Genomic DNA, 23,795 nt, shown 5'->3' on the forward strand with positions numbered 1-23,795 from the left:
AAATAGATTAAAAAATAAAACTAAAACAAAATGTACGATTAAAGTAAATTTGATAAAGAAAGTAATTGTCAATTCCATACGCAGACTTATTAGGTTGTGGTGTAATTTCTCAATTTTCAATCTTAACAACATGGCAAATAATTTTCTAACCAATATGTCTTGAAAACCAAAAGAAAACTTTGTTTAACTTTTGTTACCTAAAATTAGGTAAAACAAAAACATAAAACAAACATAAAATTCTTATAATTTATTCATAAAACTTTAATTACAAGATTATAGGCACTTCAAAACATCAAGAAAACAGCTACTTTTAACATAATTAGCATACAATTTCTCTATTAAACAAAATATTAAACAAAATATGTTAAAACGAAATAAACAAAGAATAATCCTACATTAAAAACAGTTTTATCGACAAAACTATCCGTAATAAAGACCAAACGCAATAAAACTGTTTCACGAAACCTTAAAATCTAAAAAAAATGAAAGGTTTAAAAAAAAACAAGTAGAAATACGGAGTCAAAAATTTTAAAAAGATTAAACAAAAGTTAAAAACAAAAAAAGCAGACAGTTTCCAACAACTGTCTGCTTTATTAAAAACCTTACAAAAATTATTTTAAGATTCTATAATTGTATTAATTTGATTAAACAACTGTCCGTCACTTAAAAAAGCGCCTTGTTTAATCAATTCAAAAATCGAAGAATTACGTTCCTCTGTAAACACTTTCTTCCCGACTTTCATTTCAATATTATCTGTAAACATATTATCGCTTAACCATTGAAGCCCCTCTTTAGTTAAAAAATCAACCTCTGGAGAAAAAGTTTTCAAAACAATTGACTTAATATAAGTATCAAAACAATGAAACAGAAAAATATGGCTCTTAGAAAAATGTTCCAAATATTCTGCTCTACCTAATACACCTTCCCAAATCAAATCTGAAAAAACATCAAGTTCCTGTTCTGCAACTTCTGGTTTATTAATCTTAAGCTCTTCCCACTCTTTTCTGTCTATTGCTTGTGTTGCCAAAAAACTTGCAAATTCAGCATGTAATTCGTCAAACTGTTCTTTTGTTAATCTTGCGTATTTCATTTCTTTTTTTAGGCTTTATGCTTTACGCTGTGAGTTCTAAGCCAACAGCCATAAGTCTAATTATTACTATTAATCTTGCCTTAAACAAAAAAATCCCGACTTTCATCGGGATTTTTGTATAGATCTAAAAACTATTACTTTTCAGCAACAATTTCGTAAGCTAATTCAACGATTACATCTCTGTGTAAACGAACTGTAGCATTGTATTTACCTAAACGTTTTACAACACCGCTAGTGATGAATTTTCTATCGATAGCATTACCAGATTTCTCTAAAGCAGCAGCAATATCGATGTTAGTGATAGAACCAAAAAGTTTCTCTCCACCAGCTTTTGCAGTAAGTTTAATTTCAAGAGCTTTTAAAGTTTCAGCTATTGCTTTAGCATCAGCTACAACTTTAGCTTCTTTGTGTGCTCTTTGTTTTAGGTTTTCAGCTAAAACTTTTTTAGCAGAAGGAGTTGCTAAAGTAGCAAAACCTTGAGGAATTAAAAAGTTACGACCGTAACCAGGTTTTACAGATACTACATCATCTTTAAACCCTAGGTTTTGTACGTCTTGTTTTAAAATAATTTCCATGTTGTTGTCCTTATATTTTAGAAGTTAGGTTCTGATCAAACAGAAACCAGCGACTAGATTTTTTTATACTATTTTAATAAATCGGCCACGTATGGCATTAAAGCTAAGTGACGAGCTCTTTTTACAGCTACAGAAACTTTTCTTTGGTATTTTAATGAAGTTCCAGTTAAACGACGTGGAAGAATTTTTCCTTGTTCGTTAACAAATTTCAATAAGAAATCAGCATCTTTATAATCGATGTATTTGATTCCTGATTTTTTGAAACGGCAATACTTTTTAGTTTTGTTAGTTTCAATGTTTAAAGGCGTTAAATATCTGATATCTCCGTCTTTTTTTCCTTTTGCAGATTGCTCGATTGTAGACATAATAATTACGCTTTAGTAGATTTTAATTTTGCTCTTCTTCTCTCAGCCCATGAAATAGCATGTTTATCTAAACTTACAGTTAAGAAACGCATAACTCTTTCATCACGTCTGAATTCAGTTTCAAAAGCTAAAAGAACTTCTCCAGCTACTTTGAATTCGAATAAATGGTAAAAACCACTTTTTTTGTTTTGGATTTCGTAAGCCATTTTTTTAAGACCCCAATCCTCTTTCGATACCATTTCAGCTCCTCTACTAGTAAGAAATTCTTCAAATTTCGTTACTGTTTCCTTCACCTGAACCTCAGATAAAACGGGATTTAAAATGAAAACAGTTTCATAATGATTCATAAATAAAAATTTTATTTGTTAAAATTGGGTGCAAAAGTAAGCATTTAATTTACATATCCAACATTTTTTTTCTTTTATTCGTCATAATGCAAAAAAGATGCCTCAACCTTAGTTTTTTTTACAAAAAAATAATACATTTACTACTGCTATCCTGAATTTATTCTAAATATAAATGTTATGAAACTAAACTGTGTTGTTGTAGATGATAGTTCTATACAAAGGACAATTATTGCCAAATTGGTCAATAATCACCCAGGCTTGCATTTAATCGGGGATTTTTCTAATGCAATTGAAGCAAAAAGTTGTATCTCATTAAATAATATTGACTTAATATTTCTTGATATTGAAATGCCTGTTATTAACGGATTTGATTTTCTTGACGGATTAAAATCAAAACCGCAAATTATATTTATTACATCCAAAGCCGAATATGCCCTTAAAGCTTTCGACTACGACGCTACCGACTATCTTCAGAAACCTATTGCAGTAGATCGTTTTAATGCCTCTGTAAAAAGAGCAATTGATATGCATTTGCTTAAAAAAGATATCAAAGAAGAAGAAGGCGAACATATATTCATCAAAAGTAATCTAAAAAAACTTAAAATCTTTACTTCAAAAATAAAATGGATTGAAGCTTTTGGAGATTACGTAAGAGTAGTAACCGAAGATGACAGTAATTTGGTGCTCTCTACTATGAAATCTTTTGAAAATGATTTATCTAAAGACAAATTTATTCGTGTTCACAAATCGTATATTATTAATATCGATAAGGTCGAACGTTTCAATAGTAAATTTGCCGAAATTGGCATTACCAAAATACCGCTAAGCCGCAATAAAAAAGAAGATCTAGTAAAAGCACTTTCAACTTCTTCTTAAATTGCCGTTTTAATAAAAATCAACGTTTACTACAACTTTTATAGCTCTATATTGAGCCACAGCTTCAAAACTATTCAGCATTTTCTGAATAGTTTTTTTTGTGTTTCCTAAATGAAGATTATGCGGAATCTTTATTAAAATAGTTCTGATATATTCATTTCGTATTCTACTTATCGCTGGCTCTTCTGGCCCTAAAACAGGCATTCCTAAGTTCTGACTTAAAACCTGATACAGCCACATAGCCCCTTCCTTCAATTTATCAAAATCTTTATGCTTTAGCGTAAGCTTAATAATCCTGAAATAAGGCGGATATCTATAAATTTGTCTGTCATACAACTGTTCTTTATACATACCTATATAATTATGGTTTGTAACTTGTTGAATTGTATTGTGATTCGGATTGTAAGTTTGAATGACAACTTTTCCCTGTTTTTCTGATCTTCCTGCTCTTCCCGCAACTTGAGTCATCATTTGAAAACTACGTTCAAAAGCCCTAAAATCTGGATGATGAAGCATATTATCCGCATTCATAATTCCGACCAAACCTACATTATCAAAATCAAGTCCTTTGGCCAGCATTTGAGTACCCACCAAAATATCAACTTCACGATTTTTAAACGTATCAATTATCTTTTCAAAACCAAATTTACCTCGAGTAGTATCTTGATCCATTCGAGCTGTTTTTGCTTTCGGAAAAAGCGAAGCCAGCTCCTGCTCTATCTGCTCAGTCCCAAATCCTTTTGTAGTTAAATCTATACTAGAGCAATTATGGCAATTTGTAGGTTTTGCTATAGAATAACCGCAATAATGGCATCTCAATTGGTTCTTATGCTTATGGTAAGTCAAACTTACATCGCACTGCTGACAATGCGGAACGTGCCCGCAAGTCAAACATTCTATTATAGGCGAATATCCCCTTCTATTTTGAAACAAAATAACCTGCTCACCTAATGACATCGATTCTGCAATCTCTTCGATTAAAAGATCGCTAAAATGTCCCGTCATTTTTTTTCTGAAATGCTTGTCTTTTAAATCAACTAAAAGCACTTCAGGCAAGCGGACATTTTTGTAACGTTCAGAAAGTGTTACCAATCCGTATTTATCATTTTGGGCATTAAAATAGGTTTCAATGCTAGGCGTTGCAGAACCCAATAACACTTTCGCTTTATGAAAATTAGCCAAAACAATTGCAGCATCTCTGGCATGGTATCTTGGTGCAGGATCTGTCTGCTTAAAAGTCTGCTCGTGTTCTTCGTCAACAATTAATAATCCTAAATCATTAAAAGGCAAAAACAAAGCCGATCTTGCTCCAATTACAATTTGTGCTTTTGGAGAATTTTCAAGCGTTTGCCTCCAAACCTCAACTCTTTCATTATTACTGTATTTAGAATGAAAAACAGCTACTTTGTCTCCAAAATGGAAACGCAATCTCGAAACCAACTGTGTAGTAAGGGCAATTTCTGGCAACAGATACAAAACCTGTTTTCCTGTCTGCAAATACTCTTCAATTAACTTGATATAAATCTCAGTCTTTCCGCTAGAAGTTACACCATGAAGCAGACAAACTTCTTTCTCCAGAAAACTATTTTTGATTCCAGAAAAAGCATTTTCCTGAGCCTCACTAAGCTGCAATTCCTTATCTGATACTTCCCCATTAAATGTAACACGATCATGCTGCAAATAATACTCTTCGAAAATTTCTTTTTCAACTAAAGCCTTTACAACCGCTGCTGCTACATTTGAAACTTCCGTAAGTTTTTTGACCGTAATAGGCTTTTTCTCCGAAGCATTCAATTGAAAATAAGTTAAAACAATTTCTTTCTGTTTATTAGCACTTTTCAGCACTTCGAGTAATTCGGCCAAGCCGTTATCCGATTCGTATTTTGAATGCAATTTAACATATCGAACCAATTTTGGCTTGTATGTTTCTTTTATTTCTTCATCCAAAAAAATAATATCTTTCGCGATTAGCTTTTGCAGAATCGGAAGTATATTCTTTTTATTTAAAATCGAAGTAATCTCCTGAATCTTTAATGAACTTTGATGATGTAGCGCTTCATAAATCAAGAATTCATCATCAGAAAGTTCGCTATCATTCACCACAACGTCAGGCTTGTGCGAAATGATTGTTTCACTTTCCAACAATAATCCACTCGGAAATGCGCCTCGATACACATCTCCAATTCCGCACATATAATAATTTGCAACCCAAAGCCAATGTTTAATCTGGATTTCGGTTGCAATGGGCACTTCATCTAAAATTTGATGGATTTCTTTAGCTTCGTATAATGTTGGAGCATTTTCATGAACGTCCAGAACAAGCGCTGTATATATTTTACTTTTACCAAATGGTACCGCAACACGCATTCCTTTTTTTATGAAATGAAATTCGGCTTCAGAAATTCGGTATGTAAATGTCTTAGCTAATGAAAGTGGCAAAATGACTTCGATGAAAAACATGCAGATATTTTATAAGTATTGGAAAAGGTTTAAAGAATAAAAAATCACAGTTAACTTCTTTCAAACCAGTTTTCCATTTGAATTCCGTCTAAAAGCTTAAAATCCTTAACATTGTCGGTAACCAAAATTAATTGGTTTTCTACTGCAGTTACACCAATTAAAAGATCAAATTCGTCATTAATAGGTTTTCCAAGCTTTCGAAGTCTGACTTTCTCAACAGCATATCTTTTAATTGATCCGAAAATTGGAATTATAGTTAATCCATTTAAAAAAATATCAACCGATTTATTAGATTTTTTAGGATCAGCACTATTTTCAGCTCCAAAACGAAGTTCAGCAACAGTAATTTCTGAAATATAGCAGTTTTCTAAACCTACTTCTTTCACCATTTTGTCAAGGTTTAACTTTCCTCTCAAAAAGAAAATACAAATACTTGTATCTAATAAATATCCCATTAAAACTTAATTTCTTTGTTTTTAAAGTTTCTATTAGATTTTATTTCAGAAACAATTTCTTCAGCAGATTTTTCAGATGCAAATGCGCCAAAAGATTTATAAAAATTATTTTCTTTTGACTTGTTCCCTTTTATTGACTTTGTCAGTCTTTCTATTAATTCAATCTTGTTAGAAAAGCTAAGCCCTTCGAACAAACCTGAATAAGTTTCCAATATATTTTTATCCGTTACCGTCATTTTCCCTCTTAACTATTTTAAATGCAAAATTAAACTATTTTTCAACTCAAAGCGTATAAAAACCATCATCTGAAAAAGCTACTTTTCCCCTAGAGAATTTTGAGACAAATACTCATCTACCAGCTTTAAAGTATACCCTACGGCTTTATTTGTCGTTCCTCCATCGTGCCCCGGAATAACATACTTCGGATTTTTAAATTTCGACTGAACTTTTTTTATAGATTTCTCCCATTCCTTAACATCTGCATCGCCTAAATATCCTAAATCTTTGGCTTCAACACTCTTTATAAAACATCCTCCATAAAGAATTTTCTCTCTCCCAAACCAAACCACAATATTATCTGGAGCATGGCCTTTACCTGGATAATACACTTCAAAATTATATTGCCCAACGGTAAAAGTCGCATCATCTGGAATTACAAATTCTGCTCTTCCTTCATTATTCGCTTTAAGGATTTCGTCTGTCAATTTACCTGAGTAGGTTTTAATTCCTTTTTTTCTATAAAAATCCAATCCACCCGCGCGATCTTCATGCGAATGCGTTGCAAAAACCATTACAACCTTTTTATTATGTTTCGCTTCAATGCTGTCCAACAAAGGCTGAAACTGCGTTTTATCCCACGGAGCATCAAAAAGAACAACACCTTCTTTTGTAACAACATACATAGCATTGGCAGAAATCTTTACCCCTTTGTATTCATTAAAAGTTTTATAAACATAAAAGTCACCCGTAAGATGACTTATTTGTAATGGCGAGTTCTTAGATTGTCCAAAGCTATTTGAAACTATAACTAAGAATAAAATTATTGAAGCAATTTTTCGCATTATATTTTAATTAGTTTTTTACTCTCGTCCAGTATTGTGTTCTTCCCATTAAAGAAATTCCGACATAACCGCGAAGCTTCAATTTGTCTGCAGATTCTAAAGCAAGATAACATTTGTACTTTTTACCGCTTGTAGGATCCAAAATTGTTCCTCCGTTATATTCTGAGCCATCTTTTTTAAGGCCATTCATAATTACCATACCTAAAATTGGCTTATTTTTTTCGGCTCCATCACATTTTACACAAACATCTTTTTTATGGCTGTCGCGAAGAATATCCACTACTTTACCATATATTTTGCCTGATTTCTCGTAGATTTCTACTATAGATTTAGCTTCTCCTGTTTCATCGTCAATTGTTTTCCATTTTCCAATTACACTTTGACTTTGCATGGTCAGCGCAAAGAAGAACACTCCGATAGTTAGCATCAAATTTTTCATATTATTTCTCTTTTTTTTGTTTTAATTTTCTGATAGAAGCATTCAATTCGAACCCTAAAAGCAGAATCATACAGTTTATCCAAATATAAAACATTAGAATTAATAATGTCCCAATTGAACCATAAAGTTCATTGTATTTTGAAAATTTTATAACCCAAATCCCAAAAAAGAATGAAGATATAACAATTAAAACCGTTGTAAAAACAGAACCAATGCTTATAAAAGGCACTTTATTGTACTGTTTTGTACCATAACGCAATAATATTGAAGATGTTATCAAGATCATTAAAACAACAAACAGATATCTTCCTAAAATGATCAACGGAATTCGATCACTGAGCACATCCTGAATTATTGTTTTTTGAATAAACACCTCAAAAACCACAATTGTTGCCACTGTTACAAACAGAATAACAGTCATAACAATAGAGATCGCTAGCGCAACTAAATATTGTCTAAAAAAACCACGCTTATCAAAAACGTGTTTGGAAGATTCAAAACCGCTTAGAATTCCATTAATACCATTTGCCATTAAGAATATCGAAAGCAAAAAACCTGACGATAACAATCCTGAGTGACTATTATTTAAGATATCGCTGATGATTTTACTAATAGCATCAAATGTATTTGGAGGAACACTCTGCTGAACAAACTGCAAAAAATCTTCTTGAAAATTGTCTATAGGAATAAACGGAATCAAGTTTAAGATAAACAGCGCAAAAGGAAATAAAGCCATAAAAAAGCTAAAAGAAACTGCACTTGCATGATACGAAAAAGCTCCATCAATAATCCCGATGGTGTACATTTCTAATAAATCGTACAATGAAAATCCTTCCAGCCAAGGCAGTTTTATCTTCTTCAAAAGTCGGGCTAAAGTCCGCACCACAGGCAGTTTCTCAATCCGATCTTCTATCTCTTGCGACATATTTTTTTGATTTTAGATTTCAGAGTTCTGATTTTAGATTTACAAAACTCATAACTTATAACTCAAAACGTATAACTTCCTTAAAACGCTTTCAAACTCAAATCCATATTATAAACAGAATGCGTTAAAGCTCCAGACGAAATATAATTTACACCGCATAAAGCATATTCGCGAACTGTTTTTTCGCTAATATTTCCTGAAGATTCTGTCTGACATTTTGTGCCTATTAAAGCAACAGCCGTTTTGGTATCTTCATAATTAAAGTTATCAATTAGGATTCTATGAACACCGTCACTCAATAAAATTTCTCTAATTTCATCTAGATTGCGGGCTTCAACAATAATCTTTAAATCCAGATTATTTTCCTTTAAATATTCTTTAGTTTTAGAAATAGCGCGAGTAATTCCGCCAGCAAAATCGATATGATTGTCTTTCAACATAATCATATCATACAAAGCATAACGATGATTTTCTCCTCCGCCAATTTTTACAGCCCATTTTTCTGCAACTCTAAAATTTGGAGTTGTTTTACGTGTATCTAATATTTTTGCATTTGTCCCTTCCAAAAGCTGCATTAAATGGTTTGTTTTTGTAGCAATTGCAGACATTCTCTGCATAGTATTCAAAACAACTCTTTCTGCTTTTAATATAGATTGAGAACTCCCAGAAACTTCAAAAACAATTTCGCCATACTCTACACGCGTTCCATCTTCGATAAAAGTTTTCACTTTCAGCTTCGGATCTACATGCTCAAATATCATTTTAGCCAATTCAACACCAGCAATTATTCCTTGATCTTTTACCAATAATTTAGCCTGACCGTGTGCTGTATCAGGAATACAAGCCAGCGAACTGTAATCGCCTGGACCAACATCTTCTCTAATGGCATTACTGATTAAAAGTTTTAATTCTGCTTGAAATTGAGCTTTGCTTATCATTTTTCTGTTTTTAATAATAATGCTAAATTAGGATATATTTTATGGATTTGAAAGTTCTGACAACATGAAAAATTACATAAAACATTAAATATCTCTTTTTTAACCATTAAGATATTCCTAAAAATAAAGTTACAATTCTTAACAAAACTTAATCTCTTAATAAGCGTTCAATTAAATATCTTTGAAGTTCAATCAAACAAAATTTATGGGATTAATTAAAGATATTTACTCGGTTTCTTTTTACGAAAAATTTGGTCAGGCTGTCGCCGAAGTGCATCCTTCATTCAACAAAAAGAAATTCATCGACACTATTTACGAAGGTAATTTTATTCAAAAAGAATGGAAAGAACGAATGAAGCATACTACAGTTGTACTTCATCAATTCATGCCTCAAAATTTCGTAGAAGCCACTTCTTTAATTGATAAAATCATTGAAAACTTAAAGAGAAATAATTTTGCAGACAGCAATTTGGCTTTCATTTTCTTTGCCGATTATATCGAAATGTATGGTTTAGATGATTTTGAAACTTCAGCGAAAGCCTTTGTTTCCATAACACAATTTATAAGCTGCGAATTTGCCGTTCGTCCTTTTATTTTAAAATATAAAGAACAAATGATCAGAGAAATGACAAAATGGTCATTGCACGAAAATCATCATGTTCGCAGATTGGCAAGTGAAGGCTCCCGCCCCAGATTACCTTGGGCAATGGCAATTCCGTTTCTTAAAAAAGACCCCTCGTCTATTCTTCCAATTTTAGAGAATTTAAAGAATGATCCCTCAGAATATGTCCGCAGAAGTGTTGCCAATAATTTAAATGATATTGCAAAAGATAATCCGCAGATTGTGTTAGAAATCGCCAATAAATGGAAAGGACACAGCAAAGAAACCGACGGAATCATCAAACACGGCTGCCGAACTTTATTAAAACAAGGTCATCCTGAAATTTTAGGCCATTATGGTTTAGAAAGTACCAATATTGAGCTTTCTTCATTTGAAATTAAAACGCCAATTGTAAAAATTGGTGATTATTTGCAGTTTCAATTTCACTTAAATAATAAAAATGAAGAACCAAAAACAATCCGTTTAGAATATGCGGTTCATTATAAAAAAGCAAAAGGGCATTTGGCGAAAAAAGTCTTCAAAATCAGTGAGAAAATTTACCAGCCGAATCAATTAACCAAAATCGAAAGAAATCAATCTTTTAAATTGATTACGACGCGAGTTTTTCATACTGGAGTGCATCAATTATCAATTATCATTAATGGAACTGAGAGTGAAGTTTTGGAGTTTGAATTGATTGATTAAACAGAATCTCTTTAGTGTTGTCAGACTGAGCGAAGTCGAAGTCCCGTAAAGTGATTCAGCATGCGGGACTTCGACTTCGCTCAGTCTGACAAAAATACACTTCACTTTACAATAACAAAAATGAAATAAATTATTCGGAGGTTTTCCTTACTTTTATAATTCAAAAATCCAAAAACAACTTTTCTTAATCTAAATTAAGTTACAGAGACGCATCACAACTGTAATTTTGTTTTCAAATCAAATAATACCACATGTCAAATATCAGTTTAATTATCGAAGAACGTGCTGCCAATATTGGCAACTTTATGGTTGGGCGATTATTGCCTTTCCGTGAAAAAAGAGCTGTCGGACCATTTGTATTTATTGATCATATGGGACCCGCGCATTTAAGTGATCATGAAAATATGGATGTTCCTCCACATCCTCATATCGGACTTTCTACTCTTACATTTTTGTTTGAAGGAAGCATTATGCACCGCGACAGTTTAGGAACAGAATTGGAAATAAAACCAGGCGCTGTAAACTGGATGACAGCGGGTAAAGGAATCGTTCACTCCGAAAGAACTCCTGAATATTTAAGACATTCAGACAAAATGCTTCACGGATTGCAAATTTGGGTTGCGCTTCCAAAAGAATTGGAGCAAATGGAACCTAATTTTACGCACGTTGAAGCAGATGATATTCCGGCTTGGGAAGAAGATGGCGTTTCATATAAATTAATTGCTGGTGAAGCTTTTGGCAAAAAATCTCCAGTTCCTGTTTATAGTCCGCTTTATTTTATTGAAATTAAAAGCAAAGAAGCGAAGAAAATCAATATTGGACATCATTTATTTGGCGAAAGCGGTTTGTATATTTTAGATGGAAGCATTAAAAATGGCGAACATACTTACGATCCGAGACAAATTCTGATTACAACTGAAGCTTCTCTTTGCGAATTCGAAATTGCCGCGAATTCGACTGTTTATATCTTTGGCGGACAGCCTTTTCCTGAAGGGCATTTTATCTTTTGGAACTTCGTTTCATCTGACAAAAACCTCATCGAAAAAGCAAAAACAGATTGGACAAATCAAACTTTCCCAAAAGTTCCAGGTGAAACTGAATTTGTTCCATTACCAGAACCAAGAATCAAATAAATATGGATACAGTAAAAGCAACAATAGACACACGAAAATATCGTACAGAAATAACTTCTAAAACAGGCAATATTCTAATTGCTGACGAACCGCAAGAAATGGGCGGAAAAAATTTAGGCTTTAGTCCTTTTGAACTCCTAGCTTCTTCGCTCGCTTCTTGCACTTTAATTACATTGCGAATGTACATTGACCGCAAAGCTTGGGATGTTTCAGAACTTACAATCTGGGTAGATTTTGAAAAGAATGAAGAACATACTGTTTCTTTATTCTCAACCAAAATCTTAATTACAGGAAATGTAGACGATGCTCAAAAACAGCGAATTTTGAAAATTGCCAACAGCTGTCCTGTTCATAAAACACTTATAAATACAATTAAAATAGAAACTTCTTTAGTATAAATAATATGGAAATTCAACAAATAAACGATATAAGAAAAGGCTATTTTGAAGCCATAGAGGATGGAAAAGAAGCCGGAAAAATGACTTACACTTGGGCTGGAGATAGCAAATTCATCATTGACCATACCGAAGTAAGCCCAGATTTTAACGGAAAGGGCGTTGGTAAAAAATTGGTTATGGCTGCCGTAGAATATGCAAGAGCAAACAACTTAAAAATTATTCCGCTTTGTCCGTTTGCCAAAAGCGTTTTTGATAAAGTTGAGGAAATTCGTGATGTACTTTTTTCTTGAGTTTCTAAGGTTCTGAGATACTAAGATTCTAAGTTTTTTTTAACCGCAAAGAACGCAAAGTTTTTTTCGTAAAGCTTTGCGAACTTTTTCGTTTATATTAAGTTAAGCTTGGAATAAAACCTTGCGAACTTTGCGATAAAAAAAACTGGTTATGCCCGCAGTAGAGTTTTTCTAACCGCAGAGAACGCGAAGGATTACGCAAAGTTCGCAAAGTTATTTTCACAAAGCTTTGCGAACTTTTTCGTTTATATCAAGTTAAGCTTTTAATAAAACCTTGCGAATTTCGCGATAAATCTTTGCGCTCTTTGCGGTAAAACTCACCACAACAAAAAACAAATTTTCAAAATTCTCCGAAAACTCGTATATTTGCGCGTAATTTAATCTTAGAGTATGACAAGAATAATTACGCTTTTCTGTATTTTTATAGCACAAATCGGCTTTTCTCAATCGGCTGAGAGTTATTTAGAAAAAATCAGAAATAATGAAGCTCTCTTAACGGCTTTCTTTCAACAAATGCCTAAAGGAGGCGATTTACACCACCATTTTTCAGGATCAGTTTATGCAGAACCTCTTTTAGAAAGAGCTATTGCAGAAGATTTTTATTTAAATCTGGAAACTATGGCAGTTTCTAAAACCAAACCCGAAAAAGGAAACTGGGAAAACTTCTCCTCTCTTAATAACAAAGGAAAATTAGAATATTACGAACAGCAAATCATGCAAACTTGGTCAGTAAAAGATTATAATGGTTCTGTCCCTTCTGATGATCAGTTTTTTGATTCTTTCATGAAATTTGAACCTACTATCGCGGGGCATTTTGCAGAAGGAATGCTTGAACTAAAAAAGCGCGCCATTGCAGAAAACGTTACTTATATTGAAACGCAATTATCTACAATTCCATGTGATATGAATGTTTCTGACTTAGCTGATTTCAATACGAAACTTCGTCAAGCTTCAGAACAGAAAGATGAAAAAACAGTTCTGAAACTTTTGGATGAATTGTATAAATCTCTTCAGAAAAAAGAGGCTAAAAAATATGCTGAAGATTTCAACACTAATTTCATTGCCAAATTGCATAAAGATTTAAAAATGGATGACGATAAATTCACAATGCGTTATCAAAACTTTGTCCTTCGTTTTATGGAACCGGTAGATTTGTTTAAAAATCTAGTTATTGCTTTTATTTCGTCAAGCGAAAGTAAACTAACTGCGGGTGTAAATATCGTTTCACCAGAGCACGGACAGATTTCCATGAAAGATTATTGGTTGCACATGGTGATGTTTAAATACTGTCATTCCAAATTTCCTGACGTAAAATATACGCTTCATGCTGGTGAATTGACTTTAGGTTTAGTTCAGCCAGAAGAATTGACTTGGCATATTAATGACGCCATTTATGTAGCAGGTGCCAACAGAATTGGCCACGGAGTTGATATCGCTTACGAAGCTAATTCTTATGATTTATTGAAATATATGGCTCAAAAAAATATTCCGATTGAAATCAATTTAGTCAGTAATGAATTCATTTTGAAAGTAAAAAAAAACAGACATCCATTTACGCTTTACAAAGAATTTAATGTTCCAATTGTGATCAGCACAGACGATGCAGGAATTTTAAGAAGCAATATGACGGAACAATATGTTTTACTAGCGAAAAGATATCCTGATGTGAATTACGAAACAATTAAAAAATACGTTTATAACAGCATTAATTACAGTTTTATTCAAGACGCATCAGTAAAAAAACAATTAATAAAAGATTTAGACAACCGTTTTAAAACTTTTGAAGCGAAGTTTTCTAAAAACTAATCTAAAATCTGTGTAAAAATTTCACGCAGATTTTAAACGGATTAAGGCTGATTTAATGAAGATTTTTTTTTACCAAAATACTAAAAATAAAATCAGCTTAATCTGCAAAATCTGCGAGAGTATATTTTTTTCCGGCAGATTTGGCAGATCCAGCAGATAAAATTCCTTTAAATATGATACTAGAAGCAGCATTTCTTTTCGTTAAACCAGAATTAACTTCTCAATTTGAAGTCGATTTTACAAAAGCAAGTCAATACATTTCTTCAATTGATGGTTATTTAGGGCATCGATTAGAGAAATGTCTGGAAGTCGAAAACAAATATCTTTTATTGGTCGATTGGAATACATTAGAAGATCACACAGTAGGTTTTAGAACTTCTGAAGCGTATCTGGAATGGAAAAAGATTTTACATCATTATTACGAACCTTTTCCAATTGTAGAGCATTTTGAAACGGTTTTTGCAAATAAAAAATAATGTTTTTATTTGCCACAGATTAAAAGTATTAAAAAGGATTTTCTATTTGCTGTTTTTGTCAGGCTGAGCGAAGTCGAAGCCTACGTCCAATTGGAACGCCCTTCGACTTCGCTCAGGGAGACAATCTAAAGAAATCATTCTAATCCTTTTAATCTGTGGCAAAATAAATTCGTGCGAATTCGTGCAATTCGTGGCAAAAAAATTAACCAATGAACATCAAACTTATAGCCATAGGCAAAACAGATAATAAATCGCTTCAAACTTTGATTGACGATTACACCAAACGTTTGTCCTTTTACATCAAATTTGATCTGGAGATTATTCCCGATATCAAAAACGTAAAAAACTTATCTGAAAGTCAGCAAAAAGAAAAAGAAGGCGAATTAATTCTGTCTAAACTTTCAGCAACTGATCAATTGATTTTGTTGGATGAAAACGGAAAGACATTCTCAAGCGTTGGTTTCTCAGAAGAATTACAAAAGAAAATGAATTCTGGTGTTAAAACTTTAGTTTTCGTAATTGGTGGTCCTTACGGATTTTCTGAAACCGTTTATAAAAAAGCACAGGGAAAAGTTTCGCTTTCGCTAATGACGTTTTCGCATCAAATGGTTCGTTTGTTTTTTATAGAGCAATTGTACCGGGGATTTACCATTTTAAGAAACGAACCTTATCATCATCAATAGTTTTTTTGTTTCAGGTTTAAAGTTTCAAGTTAGAAAATGAATTCTACTGGAAGCGTATCAAGATTATAAGTCACGTCTTTTTGAAGTAGAATTTTATATTGAATATATTCTTCATAACTCATGTTCTTATCAAATAAAAATACTAGATCTGGTACTTTATCAAACTTTATACTATAAAACTGCTTTAGTATTTCTGATATTTTTATTTCCTGATTTCCCATAAAAACCTGTTTTTTACCTTTTCTAAAGTAAACCACAAAACTTCCTGCTGTAGGTTTCTCCATTTTATAAAACACTTTCGTGAAAGGCAAAAAGGCTAGATTTTTCCCAATAGAATCTGCGTAGGAATAATAATTTTCGGCATTTTCGTTTTTGTGGGCACTGTCAGCTCGCTTTTTATCCTGCATTTTGATTACCTGCGGAATTACAACTTTTAATGGCAAACGCTTGTCAATATTGAACATCCAATTGGTTGAAATAATCGCACTCTTTCTATTCAAATCGGCAATGGTATCTTTTCCTTCTTTTTTAAAGAAAATGTAAATCGGCGAATGATCTTGTACATCTTTTACGATTGTAACATTTGATTTTGGTAATAAAACGTCTTCTTTTTTTCCGCAGGAGAAAAGTAGGAAAGCTATAATTAGGATAAAGTATTTCATATTTTTACAATTCATTTTACACAAAGTTTGTCATTTCGACGAAGGAGAAATCTTCGCAAGTAACTCTGCAACGAGAATCCATTCTTTGTTGATCTAGCAACGAAGATTTCTCCTTCGTCGAAATGACAAAACTGGCGATTTATAAACTCATTTTATTAAACAAAGTAACACATTCCACCGCTTCTTTCACATCATGCACACGAAGAATTTTTGCACCTTTTGTCAAAGCAATGGTATTAAGAAAAGTTGTTCCGTTTAAGGCTTTTTGAGGCGTAATATCCAGCGTTTTATAAATCATTGATTTTCTTGAAATTCCAGCTAAAACGGGCAATTCTAAAAGATTAAAAAGTTCCATTTTTTGCATGACTTCATAATTCTGATCGGTTGTTTTGGCAAAACCGAAACCAGGGTCTAAAATCAAATCGTTGATTCCTAAAGCTCTCGCTTTTTTGACTTTTTCAGAAAAATAAAAAAGCATTTCTTTAATGATATCGTCATATTGGGTCAAACTCTGCATCGTCTGCGGATTTCCACGCATATGCATCATGATATATGGAACGTTATAATATGCAATTACTTCAAACATTTTTTCGTCCAATTCGCCTGCCGCAATATCGTTTATAATTGCTGCGCCGCTTTCTATACTTGCTTTTGCAACCTCAGCCCTAAAAGTGTCAATAGATAATAAAGTCTTTGGAAAGTGTTTTAAAATCAATTCTATTGCAGGAACAATTCGGTCAATTTCTTCTTGTTCGGTTACAAACTCAGCACTTGGTTTGCTGGAATACGCTCCAATATCGATAAATGTTGCACCTTCAGAAAGCATTTTATCTACTTGCGAAATAATTTCGTCTTCGTTTTTATATTTTCCTCCATCAAAGAAAGAATTTGGCGTAACATTCAAGATTCCCATTACTTTAGGAATCGATAAATCTATAAGTTCACCTTTGCAATTAATCGTCATGCGTTTTGTTATTTTTGTTTCATGTTTCATGTTTCAAGTTGATGCAGATTGCGTAAGTTCGAAAAGCTAAAACTCGAAACCTAAAACTTGAAACATTTTTTTAGTTTCAAGTTACTGCTGTTAACACTTTGTTTAGAAAAAACTTGAAACAAAGAAAACCGGAAACTTGAAACTCTTTAATTTAATCCTTATTTTTGAAGAAATTTTAGCAAATATACAGCATATAAATGAAGAATACTTCCCAAGAATTTGATAATGTTATTGAGGTTTGCCGAACCTTGTTCATCAATAAAATGAAAGATTATGGTAGCGCGTGGAGAATTTTAAGATTGCCATCGCTAACAGATCAAATTTTTATAAAAGCGCAACGAATCAGAAGTTTACAGGAAAATGATGTTCGTAAAGTGGATGAAGATGAAAAAGGAGAATTTATCGGAATCATCAATTATTCTATTATGGCTTTGATTCAATTGGAATTAGGCGTTGTTGATCAGCCCGATCTTGACGTGGAAAAAGCAACTGAATTATATGATGCTAAAGTAAAATTGACCAAAGAATTAATGGAGGCCAAAAATCATGATTATGGAGAGGCTTGGCGTGATATGCGCGTGAGCTCTTTAACTGATCTAATTTTGCAGAAACTCCTTCGCGTTAAGCAAATTGAAGACAACAAAGGGAAAACAATCGTATCTGAAGGTATCGATGCCAATTATCAGGATATGATTAATTATTCTGTTTTTGCTTTAATCCTAAACCCAATTACTAAGTAAAATTCTAAATTTTAAATTCCAAATTCCAATGCTAAAATTGGAGTTTGGAATTTGAATTTTTAAACATTCATTATGAAAAACATTATTACTCAATTTTCCCGATTATTTGTCGGCGTATTATTTATCATTTCCGGATTAATCAAACTAAACGATCCAGTTGGATTCTCTTATAAACTGGCTGAATATTTCAGTGAACCTGTTTTCAATATGCCTTTTTTAGAACCATTGGCTTTGGGATTGGCGATTTTTTTAGTGATTTTAGAAGTAGTTTTAGGTGTAATGCTTTTGGTTGGCTACAAATCAAAACTAACAATTTGGGCTTTACTTTTATTGATTGTTTTCTTTACATTCCTTACTTTCTATTCTGCTTATTTTGATGTGGTAAAAGATTGCGGATGTTTCGGAGATGCTTTACATTTAACGCCTTGGCAATCATTCACAAAAGATATTGTTTTACTATTCTTTATATTGATTTTATTCATCAACAAAAAATTAGTAAAACCTTTATTCTCTAAATTGGCAACCAATATTATCACTTTAATCAGCATTGTTTTGTGTGTTTTTATTGCGGTTTGGGTTATCAATCATAATCCGATTAAAGATTTCCGTCCGTATAAAGTGGGAACAAACATCGAAAAAGGAATGGAAATTCCAGAAGGTGCTCCAAAATCGGTTGTAGAAATGATTTTTATCTACAAAGTAAATGGCGTAGATAAAGAATTTACAGAGAAAGATTTAATGAATATTCCTGAAGGCGCTGTTTTTGTGGATCGTAAAGACAAAGTAATTTCTGAAGGTTACGTTCCTCCTATTCACGATTTTACTATGACAAAAGATGATTCTGATTATAAAGAAGAATTATTAAAAGAGCCAAAATTACTGATTTATGTAACTTACGATTTGAATTTATCAAATCCAGAAGGAATGAAAAAATTAGCAAAAGTTACTGCAGATGCAAAAGCAAAAGGTTATAAAGTAATCGGAATGACGGCTTCTGGAGCTGATGAAATTGCTAAAGCCAAAAAAGAATATGCTTTAGACATTGATTTCTATTTCTGCGACGGAACAGCTTTAAAAACTGTCGAAAGAGCAAATCCAAGTATTGTTGTGGTACATGACGGAACTATCGCTCAAAAAGTGCATTACAATGATACAGATGATTTGAAACTATAAGAAGTTTAAAATATCAGATATTTACAGAACGCCAATATTCTTTTTTTTTAGATTTATTGGCGTTTTTTTGAATAAACAATTTACCCATAAGAAAGTATGAGTTCAAAACTAAAAAATGAATTAACTAGCACGTTTTCTAAAAATCTTTATCTTTTTTCATTTCTATTCTTTTTAATTCTTTATGCTATTTGTGATTTTAAATTTTACGAAACTGATGGTATACATTTGCTTCCTCTTCATGTCCTAGCATTAATTGCTGGTATTATTTTTGAAAGTAAAAGAATTACAAAAACGTGGAAAACAGCTACTTTAATATCAATTATTTCTTTTGTTGCTACTTTTTCTTTAGGGCTTTATCTATATCATATCTCGCCTAATTCAAAATTTGATTTGACGCAAATTTTAAATTTAAGTATTTTAGCTTGGCCTTTTGTTTTCTTTATTTTGTATGTTACTTTTTCATTAATATTTAATCATCGAAGAATTGTTCCTCAATTGACAGAAGGTATAACCTTATTGCTTTCGATATCCATGATTTATTGGGTTATAGATACTGGTTTGGTAAGGTTTGATAATATCATCTTACGAACATTTATTATTGTTGTACTTTCACTTTCCTTATTTTCTTTATATAATGCTTTTAGTAAAGTTTATTTATCGGATACTAAAAAACTAATTCTAAGCATCTGGAGTTCGGTAATTATGATGTTTTTCGCTATCGATAATTTATCGAGTTTTTCTGGAAATGGAATCGTTGTAAGTTCTAACGAATTAATACAAGGAACTTATATTGCAATTCAATATTTTCTTTTGGGCATTTCAAGTATTTACATGATTCAGAATTTTATGATGCTCATTGGTTTTCTGCCAAGTTGGAAAATATTCTTCTTTGTAGAGTATTCTGACACCATAAGCGAACTCAAAAATCAACACATCGATAGATATTCAGATATACAGGTAAACAAATCAGATTCTAAGTTCTGTATTCTTTTTGTTAGTACTATATTCTTTTTTAATTATTTTTTTGAAATCGTTCCCAGACAATTTATAATCTGGTTAACTTTTGTAACATTTCCATTTCTTTTAATGACATATAATCATTTTCTAAAAATGAAAAAATAAACTTATTTTTCACTTCTATGACGGCTTTAAAATCCTACATTTGGTTATAACCAAAAAACAAATTTAACCAATGAAAAAACTCATTAAAGCTTTTACTCTTTTGCTTACAATTTTATCTAGCATTTTATCTTTTAGCCAAACAAAAAATGAAGACCAACGTTACATTTTCTTTTTTCACAACAAATTTGTTGAAGAAAATGATTTAAATGCAGTTCATCCAGAATATGGCAGAGCAGAATACAATGAGATTTTAGAATCTTATAAAAAAGATGGCTTTATTGTTTTTAGTGAAAAAAGAAAGAAAAATACCAATTCTGCCGAATATGCCGAGAAGATCGCAAAACAAATCAAAAAGCTTATAAAGAAAGGCGTCCCGCCAAATCATATTACCGTAATTGGAACTTCACAAGGTGGTTATATTGCCCAATATGTTTCGACTTATCTCTCCAATCCAGATGTGAATTTCGTTTTCATTGGTTGTTTTAGAGATGTTGATATTCAAGAAATTCCCGATCTTAATTGGTGTGGAAATATTTTGACTATTTATGAAAAATCAGATATTTACGGAGTTTCTGCCATTAAAAGAAAAGAAACTTCGAAATGCAAAATAGATCATTTTAAAGAAATTGAACTTAATACAGGTCTAAAACATGGCTTTTTGTACAAAGCGGCAGACAATTGGATTGCTCCAAGTAAAAAATGGGCAAATGGCAATTATGAATTAAATTAAGCATTGAAAAACATAAAGGAAGCCTTCAATAATTTTGATTTTATTGGAGGCTTTTTTTATTGCAATCTGACGTTTTTTTGATTATTTTTTTTTTCCAAAAATAAAATTTTTATCATTTTTTTATTTGTAAAAAACCTCCATTAGAAAAAAACACCATTTCCTACCTCAACTATTACGATTTCAATACTGTTTTTTCAACCAAAAAACGGTGATTTGTTACAAAATAAACGACTCTTCAAATTTTGTTAATCTACAATTGGCATTCAATTTGTTTGTTTAACTTTGTGAATTCAGTACCCTAATAAAAATAATTTTAATCAAATATGAAACAATTAGTTCTAGTCGTAATTGCGTTTATTTCTTTTTCTTGCTCACAAGCTCAAAAAACAGCTTTTTCTAAAGAGGCTCTGTCTGAGAAATTATTAGCCACTGACGGAAGTCAGGTTACCTTCAAAAACATCTTAAAAAAATACAAAGGCAAAACTTTAGTGATAGAAGTTTGGGCTTCTTGGTGTGGTGATTGTGTCAAAGCAATGCCAAAATTAAAAGAGCTACAAGCTAATAATCCTGATGTGTCTTACTTATTCATTTCTGCTGATAAAACGGCTGACAAATGGAAAGCTGGAATCGAAAAACATGAGTTAAATAAAGGCGATCATTACATGATGAACGATGGCATGAAAGGGCTTTTTGGAAAAGCCATTGACTTAGACTGGATTCCAAGATACATTGTTGTGGATAAAACTGGAAAAATCGTTTTATACAGAGCGATTGAAACTGATTTTGAGAAAATCAATTCTACTTTACAATCATTGAAATAAGCTTTCAATAACAAAAACAATATCAATGTCAAAATTCAATTTAAAGATTCAATTTAAATTTTGACTTCTTTCAAAAACAAAAAAATAATATAAAACTACCAAAATGAGAAAATCGATTGTTGCAGGAAACTGGAAAATGCATAAAAATGCTGCGCAAACTGAAGAATTATTAAACGAATTAGTGGCTAAAATTCCAGCTAAAACAAATGCACAAGTTATTGTAGCTCCAACTTTTGTAAACTTACAAGCTGCTGCTGCAAAATTAAAAAATACAACTATTGGTGTTTCTGCTCAAAACGTTCACCAAGCTGAAGGTGGTGCTTTTACAGGAGAAATTTCTGCAGATATGTTAACAAGCATTGGCGTTAACACTGTAATCTTAGGTCACTCTGAGCGTAGAGCTATTTTCCACGAAACAGATGCTTTAATTGCAAACAAAGTTGATACAGCCTTAAAACATGACATGACAGTTATTTTCTGTTTTGGAGAAGAATTAAAAGATCGTCAGTCTAATAATCACTTTAACATTGTTGAAAACCAATTACGTGATGGTGTTTTCCATATCGCAAAAGAATCTTGGTCCAAAATTGTTTTAGCTTACGAGCCAGTTTGGGCTATCGGAACTGGAGAAACTGCTTCGCCAGAACAAGCACAAGAAATGCACGAATTTATCAGAGAAACTATCCGTAAAGCTTTTGGAGCTGAAATCGCTGATGAAGTTTCTATTTTATACGGTGGTTCTGTAAAACCAGAAAACGCTAAAGAAATCTTCTCTAAACCAGACGTAGATGGTGGTTTAATTGGAGGTGCCGCTTTAAAAGCTGACGATTTCTTAGCTATTGTTACTGCTATCTAATTTTAGATTTTAGATTTTAGATTTTAGATTTTAGATTTTAGATTTTAGATTTTAGATTTTAGATTTTAGATTTTAGATTTTAGATTTTAGATTTTAGATTTTAGATTTTAGATTTTACAAAAAACCATTCGCGGTGCGAATGGTTTTTTCGTTTTGGAATTTGGAATTTTTAAATTGAAAATTTATAATTTAAGGATTACCTTTGCAAAAATTTTTATTTATGTCAAACATCTATTTAGGATATCATTTTACGATTGAGCCGAAAGAATTAGGATCAGAAATTTTAGTTGCTGAATTGGGCGAAAAAGCGTTTGAAAGTTTTACAGAAACAGAAAACGGAATTTCGGCTTTTGTGAAGAAGGATTTATGGGATGAGAATATTCTGGATGATATTTACATTTTACAATCTGAAGAGTTTAAAATTGAATATACCATTGAAGAAATCGATCAGGTAAACTGGAACGAAGAATGGGAAAAAAATTTCGAACCAATCGATGTTGATGGAAAATGCCACGTAAGAGCTCCTTTTCACCCAAAAACCGATGCTGAGTTTGATATTTTGATCGAACCTAAAATGAGTTTCGGTACTGGTCATCATGAAACTACTCATATGATGATTCAGCATTTATTGGAAATGGATGTAAAAGGCTTAAAAACACTTGATATGGGTTGTGGAACTGCCATTTTAGCTATTTTAGCAGAAATGAAAGGCGCTGAACCTATCGATGCCATTGATATTGACAATTGGTGTTATTTAAATTCTATTGAAAATGCCGAACGCAATAATTGCAAACATATCAGCGTTTATGAGGGCGATGCGGCTTTATTAGCGGGTAAAAAATACGATTTAATCATTGCCAATATCAACAGAAATATTTTGTTGAACGATATGCAGGCTTATGTTGATGCTTTAAACCCAAAAGGAATTATTCTTTTTAGCGGTTTTTATGAAGAAGACATTCCATTTATTGACGCTTCATGCGTTGAAAAGGGATTAACTTATGTTAAAAAGCTTCAAAGAAACAACTGGGTATCTTTAAAATACGTAAATTAGATACTGATAATCAACTCAGT

General features: G+C 32.1%; 27 protein-coding genes. 15 read left to right on the forward strand and 12 right to left on the reverse strand.

The genetic code is table 11. The features are described 5' to 3' along the window. Nucleotides 1-616: 616 nt before the first annotated feature. The 4 genes from ACFO3N_RS19580 to rpsF all read right to left on the reverse strand — a co-directional run bounded on the left by ACFO3N_RS19580 (nucleotide 617) and on the right by rpsF (nucleotide 2,377). Entirely contained in the window at nucleotides 617-1,090 is a 474-nt protein-coding gene (locus tag ACFO3N_RS19580; protein ID WP_248726366.1) for a DUF6495 family protein, read from the reverse strand. Nucleotides 1,091-1,224: 134 nt separating this feature from the next. After that, nucleotides 1,225-1,665, reverse strand: a complete 441-nt coding sequence (gene rplI, locus ACFO3N_RS19585) for a 50S ribosomal protein L9 (protein ID WP_095927713.1) — start codon at nucleotides 1,663-1,665, stop codon at nucleotides 1,225-1,227. Nucleotides 1,666-1,733: 68 nt separating this feature from the next. Next, complete coding sequence (rpsR, locus tag ACFO3N_RS19590) at nucleotides 1,734-2,030, reverse strand: 30S ribosomal protein S18 (protein ID WP_002987043.1); 297 nt, start codon at nucleotides 2,028-2,030, stop codon at nucleotides 1,734-1,736. A 5-nt stretch (nucleotides 2,031-2,035) separates the two neighbouring features. Then, complete coding sequence (gene rpsF / locus ACFO3N_RS19595) at nucleotides 2,036-2,377, reverse strand: 30S ribosomal protein S6 (RefSeq protein ID WP_068842999.1); 342 nt, start codon at nucleotides 2,375-2,377, stop codon at nucleotides 2,036-2,038. A gap of 177 nt (nucleotides 2,378-2,554) precedes the next feature. Here rpsF and ACFO3N_RS19600 point away from each other — a divergent pair, with 177 nt between their 5' ends. Then, entirely contained in the window at nucleotides 2,555-3,253 is a 699-nt protein-coding gene (locus ACFO3N_RS19600; RefSeq protein WP_008463025.1) for a LytR/AlgR family response regulator transcription factor, read from the forward strand. 9 nt (nucleotides 3,254-3,262) lie between these two features. On the opposite strand, the gene priA is transcribed toward ACFO3N_RS19600, so the two are convergent. From priA to nadC, 6 genes are all read right to left on the reverse strand, one after another. Then, the gene (priA, locus tag ACFO3N_RS19605; RefSeq protein WP_379800596.1) at nucleotides 3,263-5,713 is read right to left on the reverse strand and encodes a replication restart helicase PriA; all 2,451 of its coding nucleotides are present in this window, start codon (nucleotides 5,711-5,713) and stop codon (nucleotides 3,263-3,265) included. A 50-nt stretch (nucleotides 5,714-5,763) separates the two neighbouring features. Next, a complete protein-coding gene (locus ACFO3N_RS19610; RefSeq protein WP_379800598.1) occupies nucleotides 5,764-6,168 on the reverse strand; it encodes a type II toxin-antitoxin system VapC family toxin in 405 nt (134 codons plus the stop codon). 314 nt (nucleotides 6,169-6,482) lie between these two features. Then, nucleotides 6,483-7,229 (reverse strand): subclass B1 metallo-beta-lactamase, encoded by a 747-nt coding sequence (gene bla-B1-FLAV, locus ACFO3N_RS19615; RefSeq protein WP_379800600.1) that lies wholly within the window; start codon nucleotides 7,227-7,229, stop codon nucleotides 6,483-6,485. Between the two features lie 10 nt (nucleotides 7,230-7,239). Further along, nucleotides 7,240-7,668 (reverse strand): DUF2147 domain-containing protein, encoded by a 429-nt coding sequence (locus ACFO3N_RS19620; RefSeq protein WP_379800602.1) that lies wholly within the window; start codon nucleotides 7,666-7,668, stop codon nucleotides 7,240-7,242. A 1-nt stretch (nucleotide 7,669) separates the two neighbouring features. After that, entirely contained in the window at nucleotides 7,670-8,593 is a 924-nt protein-coding gene (locus ACFO3N_RS19625; protein ID WP_095927719.1) for a YihY/virulence factor BrkB family protein, read from the reverse strand. An 80-nt stretch (nucleotides 8,594-8,673) separates the two neighbouring features. Further along, on the reverse strand, nucleotides 8,674-9,531 hold the full coding sequence (nadC, locus tag ACFO3N_RS19630) for a carboxylating nicotinate-nucleotide diphosphorylase (RefSeq protein ID WP_095927720.1): 858 nt from the start codon (nucleotides 9,529-9,531) through the stop codon (nucleotides 8,674-8,676). A gap of 205 nt (nucleotides 9,532-9,736) precedes the next feature. On the opposite strand from nadC, the gene ACFO3N_RS19635 reads away from it, so the two are divergent. The 7 genes from ACFO3N_RS19635 (at nucleotide 9,737) to rlmH (ending at nucleotide 15,623) form a co-directional block, all read left to right on the forward strand. Then, nucleotides 9,737-10,837 (forward strand): DNA alkylation repair protein, encoded by a 1,101-nt coding sequence (locus ACFO3N_RS19635; RefSeq protein ID WP_379800605.1) that lies wholly within the window; start codon nucleotides 9,737-9,739, stop codon nucleotides 10,835-10,837. 251 nt (nucleotides 10,838-11,088) lie between these two features. Further along, nucleotides 11,089-11,970 (forward strand): pirin family protein, encoded by an 882-nt coding sequence (locus tag ACFO3N_RS19640; protein WP_379800607.1) that lies wholly within the window; start codon nucleotides 11,089-11,091, stop codon nucleotides 11,968-11,970. A gap of 2 nt (nucleotides 11,971-11,972) precedes the next feature. After that, nucleotides 11,973-12,368: an OsmC family protein gene (locus tag ACFO3N_RS19645; protein ID WP_095927723.1), complete on the forward strand. Its 396-nt coding sequence runs from the start codon at nucleotides 11,973-11,975 to the stop codon at nucleotides 12,366-12,368. Between the two features lie 5 nt (nucleotides 12,369-12,373). Next, nucleotides 12,374-12,658, forward strand: a complete 285-nt coding sequence (locus ACFO3N_RS19650) for a GNAT family N-acetyltransferase (protein ID WP_379800610.1) — start codon at nucleotides 12,374-12,376, stop codon at nucleotides 12,656-12,658. A gap of 390 nt (nucleotides 12,659-13,048) precedes the next feature. Beyond that, nucleotides 13,049-14,464, forward strand: coding sequence for an adenosine deaminase (locus tag ACFO3N_RS19655; protein ID WP_379800612.1), 1,416 nt, complete (start codon nucleotides 13,049-13,051; stop codon nucleotides 14,462-14,464). Nucleotides 14,465-14,637: 173 nt separating this feature from the next. Further along, complete coding sequence (locus tag ACFO3N_RS19660) at nucleotides 14,638-14,940, forward strand: antibiotic biosynthesis monooxygenase family protein (protein ID WP_379800614.1); 303 nt, start codon at nucleotides 14,638-14,640, stop codon at nucleotides 14,938-14,940. A gap of 209 nt (nucleotides 14,941-15,149) precedes the next feature. Next, nucleotides 15,150-15,623, forward strand: coding sequence for a 23S rRNA (pseudouridine(1915)-N(3))-methyltransferase RlmH (gene rlmH / locus ACFO3N_RS19665; RefSeq protein WP_035648259.1), 474 nt, complete (start codon nucleotides 15,150-15,152; stop codon nucleotides 15,621-15,623). Nucleotides 15,624-15,652: 29 nt separating this feature from the next. Here the strand turns inward: rlmH and ACFO3N_RS19670 are convergent, their stop codons facing one another. After that, a complete protein-coding gene (locus ACFO3N_RS19670; protein WP_379800617.1) occupies nucleotides 15,653-16,285 on the reverse strand; it encodes a hypothetical protein in 633 nt (210 codons plus the stop codon). A gap of 139 nt (nucleotides 16,286-16,424) precedes the next feature. Continuing rightward, entirely contained in the window at nucleotides 16,425-17,249 is an 825-nt protein-coding gene (folP, locus tag ACFO3N_RS19675) for a dihydropteroate synthase (RefSeq protein WP_379800683.1), read from the reverse strand. Nucleotides 17,250-17,476: 227 nt separating this feature from the next. On the opposite strand from folP, the gene ACFO3N_RS19680 reads away from it, so the two are divergent. From ACFO3N_RS19680 to prmA, 7 genes are all read left to right on the forward strand, one after another. Beyond that, on the forward strand, nucleotides 17,477-18,019 hold the full coding sequence (locus ACFO3N_RS19680) for a DUF1599 domain-containing protein (RefSeq protein WP_379800619.1): 543 nt from the start codon (nucleotides 17,477-17,479) through the stop codon (nucleotides 18,017-18,019). 72 nt (nucleotides 18,020-18,091) lie between these two features. Continuing rightward, on the forward strand, nucleotides 18,092-19,192 hold the full coding sequence (locus tag ACFO3N_RS19685) for a BT_3928 family protein (RefSeq protein WP_379800620.1): 1,101 nt from the start codon (nucleotides 18,092-18,094) through the stop codon (nucleotides 19,190-19,192). A 96-nt stretch (nucleotides 19,193-19,288) separates the two neighbouring features. Further along, nucleotides 19,289-20,314 carry a hypothetical protein gene (locus ACFO3N_RS19690; protein ID WP_379800622.1) on the forward strand — a complete coding sequence of 342 codons (1,026 nt, stop codon included), beginning with the start codon at nucleotides 19,289-19,291 and terminating at the stop codon, nucleotides 20,312-20,314. Between the two features lie 70 nt (nucleotides 20,315-20,384). Further along, nucleotides 20,385-21,044 (forward strand): alpha/beta hydrolase, encoded by a 660-nt coding sequence (locus ACFO3N_RS19695; RefSeq protein ID WP_379800623.1) that lies wholly within the window; start codon nucleotides 20,385-20,387, stop codon nucleotides 21,042-21,044. A 323-nt stretch (nucleotides 21,045-21,367) separates the two neighbouring features. Then, nucleotides 21,368-21,865 (forward strand): TlpA family protein disulfide reductase, encoded by a 498-nt coding sequence (locus ACFO3N_RS19700; protein WP_320492622.1) that lies wholly within the window; start codon nucleotides 21,368-21,370, stop codon nucleotides 21,863-21,865. 103 nt (nucleotides 21,866-21,968) lie between these two features. Next, nucleotides 21,969-22,721, forward strand: coding sequence for a triose-phosphate isomerase (tpiA, locus tag ACFO3N_RS19705; protein ID WP_379800624.1), 753 nt, complete (start codon nucleotides 21,969-21,971; stop codon nucleotides 22,719-22,721). 220 nt (nucleotides 22,722-22,941) lie between these two features. Beyond that, complete coding sequence (gene prmA / locus ACFO3N_RS19710; RefSeq protein WP_111424285.1) at nucleotides 22,942-23,775, forward strand: 50S ribosomal protein L11 methyltransferase; 834 nt, start codon at nucleotides 22,942-22,944, stop codon at nucleotides 23,773-23,775. The last annotated feature ends 20 nt before the right edge of the window (nucleotides 23,776-23,795 follow it).

Origin of the sequence: Flavobacterium chungangensis (assembly GCF_042654045.1) — a bacterium.
GTDB lineage: Bacteria > Bacteroidota > Bacteroidia > Flavobacteriales > Flavobacteriaceae > Flavobacterium > Flavobacterium chungangensis.